Genomic DNA, 1,289 nt, shown 5'->3' on the forward strand with positions numbered 1-1,289 from the left:
CGCGCCCGGACGCGTCCATGTCGTTGATCACCAACGTGATGGACCACAGCCTCGACGAGGGATACGCCGAGGCTGCCGCGCGGAAGCAGGCCGACGGCAACGGAGGCATGCCGAAGACCCTCAGGGCGAAACTGGGCCTCGCCGGCGGCCTGGTGCTCGCCGCCCTGGTGGTGACCGTCGGAGCCGCGCAGGCCAGGGTGGAGGCTCCCGTCGTCGCCAAGGAGCGCGAGGAACTGATCGACAGGATCGACCGGGAGACCGAGGCGGCGGACGAGCTCGAGGACGGTATCGACGCCCTCCGCGCCGACGTGAGCGCGCGCCGGAGCGAGGCGCTCAGGCGCAGCGGCCAGAGCGACCGCACCGACCTGGTGGGCCTTCTGGCGGGCGCTGTCGCGGTGCACGGGCCCGGCGTGAAGCTCGTGGTGAACGACGCCAAGGACGCGAGCGGCGGCGGAGACGGCGACGCCCGTTCGACCACCGGGTTCTCCGACACCGGGCGGGTCCGTGACCGGGACATGCAGCGCGTGGTCAACGGCCTGTGGGAGTCCGGCGCCGAGGCGATCTCCGTCAACGGGCAGCGATTGACCGCCCTTTCGGCGATCAGGGCGGCGGGAGACGCGATACTGGTCGACAACCGGCCGCTGGTGCCGCCGTACACGGTCTTCGCCGTGGGGGACGGCCACCGGCTGAGCAGCCGGTTCCAGAACAGCTCGGACGGGTTGTACCTGCAGGCCCTGCAGGAGAGCTACGACATCCGTACCGCCCTCTCGGTGGAGGACGAGCTGCGGCTGCCCGCCGCGCCGAGCGTGATCGTCCGGACCGCTCGCCCGACAACCGAGACCGCACCTGAGAAAGGCACACCGTGATTGCCGTACTGGGCCTCGTCGTGGGAGTCGTGGTCGGCCTGTTGGTCCGGCCCGAGGTTCCGGCGGTCGTCGAACCGTACCTGCCGATCGCCGTCGTGGCGGCCCTCGACGCCGTGTTCGGCGGGCTCCGGGCCATGCTCGACGGCATCTTCGACGACAAGGTCTTCGTGGTGTCGTTCCTGTCGAACGTGGTCGTCGCCGCGCTGATCGTCTTCCTCGGCGACGAGCTGGGCGTGGGCGCCCAGCTGTCCACGGGCGTGGTGGTCGTCCTCGGCATCCGGATCTTCTCCAACGCCGCGGCGATCCGCCGGCACGTGTTCCGGGCGTGAGACCGATGAGCGACCAGGACCACGAGCACGAGCACCCCCGCCAGGACGACAGGATGACGACCGAGCCGCCGGCCGGGCCGCACACGGCCCCCGG

2 protein-coding genes are annotated in these 1,289 nt (G+C 71.3%); both read left to right on the plus strand.

Annotated elements, in window-relative coordinates; translation table 11 throughout:
• Positions 1–17 precede the first annotated feature (17 nt).
• Complete coding sequence (locus tag AOK18_RS17230) at positions 18–866, plus strand: DUF881 domain-containing protein (protein WP_079105055.1); 849 nt, start codon at positions 18–20, stop codon at positions 864–866.
• Positions 863–1,195: a small basic family protein gene (locus tag AOK18_RS17235; RefSeq protein WP_055597844.1), complete on the plus strand. Its 333-nt coding sequence runs from the start codon at positions 863–865 to the stop codon at positions 1,193–1,195. The genes AOK18_RS17230 and AOK18_RS17235 overlap by 4 nt, the downstream gene beginning before the upstream one ends.
• Positions 1,196–1,289: the final 94 nt, after the last annotated feature.

The organism is Streptomyces prasinopilosus, assembly GCF_001419695.1.
In the GTDB taxonomy this organism is placed as follows: domain Bacteria; phylum Actinomycetota; class Actinomycetes; order Streptomycetales; family Streptomycetaceae; genus Streptomyces; species Streptomyces prasinopilosus.

Coding starts and splice junctions, on each gene's coding strand:
- AOK18_RS17230 (WP_079105055.1), top strand. CDS start 18: ATGTCGTTGATCACCAACGTGATGGACCACAGCCTCGACGAGGGATAC.